The organism is Streptomyces sp. NPDC002870, assembly GCF_042888505.1.
Taxonomy (GTDB): Bacteria; Actinomycetota; Actinomycetes; order Streptomycetales; family Streptomycetaceae; genus Streptomyces.
In genome coordinates, this window is sequence record NZ_JBIAPW010000079.1 from 1 (window position 1) to 4,169 (window position 4,169).

Genomic DNA, 4,169 nt, shown 5'->3' on the forward strand with positions numbered 1-4,169 from the left:
AACGCCTGCACCACAACAGCCGTATCCACCACATCCACGGCACCCAGCAACAGCACACCAGCAACCGGCTCATCCCCCAGCCCGGCGAACTGCTCTGCCAGCACAGCCCGATCCACACCAGGACCGCACTCAACCCGAACCGGTACACACCCCCGAGAGACCAGCCCATCCACCACCGAAGAAACCCAGTCCGTTTCCGCCGGAACCACACAAAGCCAACGCCCACCCAACCGGGCAACCCCAGCCCCAACCAACGGCTTCCACTCAACCCGATAACGCCAACCATCCACCATCGACCGCTCACTCGCCTGGACTCCGGCGCTCGTCGGCTCCAGCCAGAACCGCTCGCGCTGGAACGCGTACGTCGGCAGATCCACCCGCCGAGCCCCAGTGCCCGCGAAGTACGCCGCCCAGTCGATGGGCGCCCCCGAGGCGAAGACTCCGGCCACCGCCGACATCAGGGCGGTGGCCTCAGGCCTGTCCGCTCGCAAGGCCGCCACACACACCCGGTCCGTGTCCTCGTCACCGACATCGGCAAGGCACGCCTGGGCCATGGCCGTCAGCGTTCCCCCCGGTCCCAGTTCCAGGAACCGGGTCACGCCGTGACCCGCGAGCCAGCGCACGCCGTCGGCGAAACGAACAGCTTCGCGGACATGTCGCACCCAGTAGTCGGCGGTGGTCAGATCCGTGGCCGGCTCGCCAGTCACGTTCGAGATCATGGGAATGCGCGGCTGCTGAAACGTCATGCTCTCCGCTACGGCACGGAACTCCGCAAGCATCGGTTTCATCAGCGGCGAGTGGAAGGCATGGCTCACCCGCAGCCGCTTCGCCTTCCGCCCCTGCTCCTCGAACTTCGCGGCGATCTCCGCGACAGCGGGCTCCTCTCCGGCGACGACAGTTGCCGAAGGACCGTTCACGGCGGCGATGCTCACCCGCTGCTCGTGCCCCTTCAACAGCGGCAGCACCTCGTCCTCTTCGGCCTGGAGCGCGATCATCGCCCCGCCTTCGGGGAGCGCCTGCATCAACCGGCCACGCGCCGCCACCAGACGACACGCATCCTCCAGCGACCACACCCCCGCCACATGCGCGGCCGCCAGCTCACCGATCGAATGTCCCACCAGATACTTGGGCTTGACGCCCCAGGACTCGACCAGCCGGTAGAGCGCCACTTCCACCGCGAACAGCGCAGGCTGCGTAAAACCCGTCCGACTCAACGCATCCGCGTCATCACCGAACACGACATCCCGAAGCGGCCGTTCCAGCTCTGTGTCGAGGAGCGCGCACACCTCGTCGAAGGCCTCGGCGAACACCGGGAACGCCTCGTACAGCTCCCGTCCCATTCCGGCACGCTGGGCGCCCTGTCCCGTGAACAGGAAGGCGGTGCCACCCCGCATGGTGCGCCCCTGCACGACGCCGGCGCCGGCGGCCCCACGAGCACCCTGGGCAGCCAGTTCCTCCAGGCCGCGCAGCGCAGCAGCCCTGTCGTTAGCGAGCACCACTGCCCGGTGTTCGAACGCCGTCCGCGTGCTGGTCAGGGAGTAGCCGACATCGATCAGGTCCAACTCGTCGTCACTGACCCGCGCCAGCAGTTGCGATGCCTGTGCGCGCAGCGCCGCCTCGCTGCGGGCCGAGACCACCCACGGAACGAGGGGCAAAGCCCGTGCGGACTCGCCCTCTCCCTGCGATTCCGCGAAATCCTCAGCTGCCTGTGCCGCCTGCTCGATGATCGCGTGTGCGTTGGTCCCGCTGATGCCGAAGGACGAGACCCCCGCCCGGCGCGGATGTTCATCCGCTTCCCACGGAATCGCCTCGGTCAGCACCCTCACATCCCCGGCCGTCCAGTCGATGTGCCGGGAGGGTCCTGAGACATGCAGGGTCCGGGGCAGGGTCTCATGGCGCATGGCCATGACCATCTTGATGATGCTGCCGACCCCGGCTGCCGACTGGGTGTGGCCGATGTTCGACTTGAGCGAGCCGAGCCGCAGCGGCTCGTTGCCTGCCCGCTCCTTTCCGTACGTGGCCAGGAGAGCCTGCGCCTCGATCGGGTCGCCCAGAGAAGTGCCCGTCCCGTGGGCGTCGACAGCGTCGACCTCGGCCGGTGAAAGCCCTGCCTGGGAGAGCGCGGCCCGGATGACCCGCTGCTGCGAGGGGCCGTTGGGGGCGGTCAGGCCGTTCGACGCACCGTCGGAGTTGATGGCCGTGCCCCTGACGACGGCGAGCACCGGATGGCCGTTCTTCCGCGCGTCGGACAGCCGCTCGACGAGCAGCATCCCGGCACCCTCCGACCAACCGGTGCCGTCCGCATCGTCGGAAAACGGCTTACAACGGCCGTCAGCCGCAAGGCCGCGCTGCTTGCTGAACTCGAAGAACATCGCCGGGGTGCACATGACCGCGACCCCGCCGGCCAGTGCGAGATCGCATTCGCCGCGGCGCAGAGCATGGCATGCCCAGTGCAGCGCGACCAGCGACGATGAGCACGCCGTGTCGACCGTGACGGCCGGGCCCTCCAGACCGAGGGTGTAGGCGACACGGCCGGAGGCCACGGATGTGGCGTTGCCCGCGAGGAGGAGCCCTTGTACGCCTTCGGGGAGCTCGGCCACGCCGACGCCGTATCCCGAGGTCGCGGCACCCACGAACACCCCGCCGCTGGTGCCGCGCACCGACGTCGGATCGATGCCCGCCCGTTCGAACGCCTCCCAGGCCACTTCGAGCAGCAGGCGTTGCTGCGGATCAGTGGCCAGGGCCTCCCGCGGGCTCATTCCGAAGAACGCCGGGTCGAAGTACCCCGCGTCGTGCAGGAAGCCGCCTTCGCGTACATACATCGAGCCCGGCTTGCCCGGGTCGGGCTCCGGATCCGGGTCGTAGGCCGCATCGACATCCCATCCACGGTCGACCGGGAACTCGGAGACGGCGTCTCCGCCTTCTGCGACCAACTGCCACAAGTCTTCCGGAGAACGCACGCCTCCGGGATAGCGGCAGCTCATCGCGACAATGGCGATGGGCTCCTGGTCCCTGGTCTCGACTTCGCGGAGCTGGCGGCGAGTCTGCCGAAGCTCGGCCGTCACCCGCTTGAGGTACTCCACGTACTTCTCGTCGTCAGCAGCCACCAACGTCACATCCTCGAGCCAAGCCGAGCGGTTCCCCGCGTCCGGTCACGACGTTCCCAATTCCTTGTCGATGAGGTCGAACAGTTCGCCGGCCGTCGAGGCCGACTCCAGTTCGCCGTCGTCGTCATCGCTCTCCGTGTACGGATCCGCCCCTCGCTCCGCCTGGCCGTTGCCCTGCCATTGCGTCATCAGCTCGCGCAGCCGGTCGGTGATCTCGGCCCGTTCCTCGTCCCCGACCGTGGAGCCGGCCATCGCGGCCTCCAGCCGGGTCAGCTCGCCGAGGATCGGCTGTGCACCCGATGTCTCGGGCAGTTCGATCTCGTCCAGGACATGGCGGACCAGGGCGAGCGGTGTCGGGTAGTCGAAGACGAGGGTGGCGGGCAGCCTGAGCTTGGTTGCCGCGTTGAGGTGGTTACGGAGTTCCACCGCCGTCAATGAGTCGAAGCCGAGCTCCTTGAACGCCTGGTCGGGTTCGATGTCCTCGGCCGACCCGTGTCCGAGGACGACGGCCACCTGTGTGCAGACCAGGTCGATCAGGTACTGTTCGCGGTCCGCCGAGGGCAGCGCGCCCAGCCGCTCCGCGAGATCCTGCTGTGTCTCCCTGCTCGCCGTCGCAACGGACGATGCGGTGGTGCGACGGGCGGGTGCCCTGACCAGATTGCGCAACAGCGGCGGTACGGCCTCGGGGTGTGCGCGCAGTGGCGCCGTATCGAGGTTCATCGGCATCAGCAGCGAACCGGCCAGGCTCGTCGCGGTGTCGAGCAGGCCGAGGCCCTGTTCCGGTGTGAGCGGGATCATGCCGCCGCGTGCCATGCGTTGCATGTCGGCTTCGGTCAGCTCGCCCGTCATACCCGCACCCGGAGCCCAGGCACCCCACGCCAGTGACGTCGCAGGAAGCCCCGATCCAGCACGTCGAGACGCCAGAGCGTCCAAGAAGGCGTTCGCCGCCGCGTAGTTGGCCTGACCCGCGCTGCCGAAGGTCCCCGCCACCGACGAGAACACCACGAACGCCGCCAGATCCAGCCCACGCGTCAACTCATCCAGATACACCGCCGCATCCGC

At 68.4% G+C, this 4,169-nt stretch carries 2 protein-coding genes; both read right to left on the minus strand.

All coding sequences use genetic code 11. From position 1 onward, the window contains the following. A partial coding sequence (locus tag ACFYWY_RS38035; protein WP_389196054.1) for a type I polyketide synthase occupies nucleotides 1-3,110 on the minus strand: 3,110 nt, incomplete at its 3' end. 42 nt (nucleotides 3,111-3,152) lie between these two features. After that, nucleotides 3,153-4,169 (minus strand): KR domain-containing protein (locus ACFYWY_RS38040; RefSeq protein ID WP_389196058.1); only part of this gene is annotated, 1,017 nt, incomplete at its 5' end.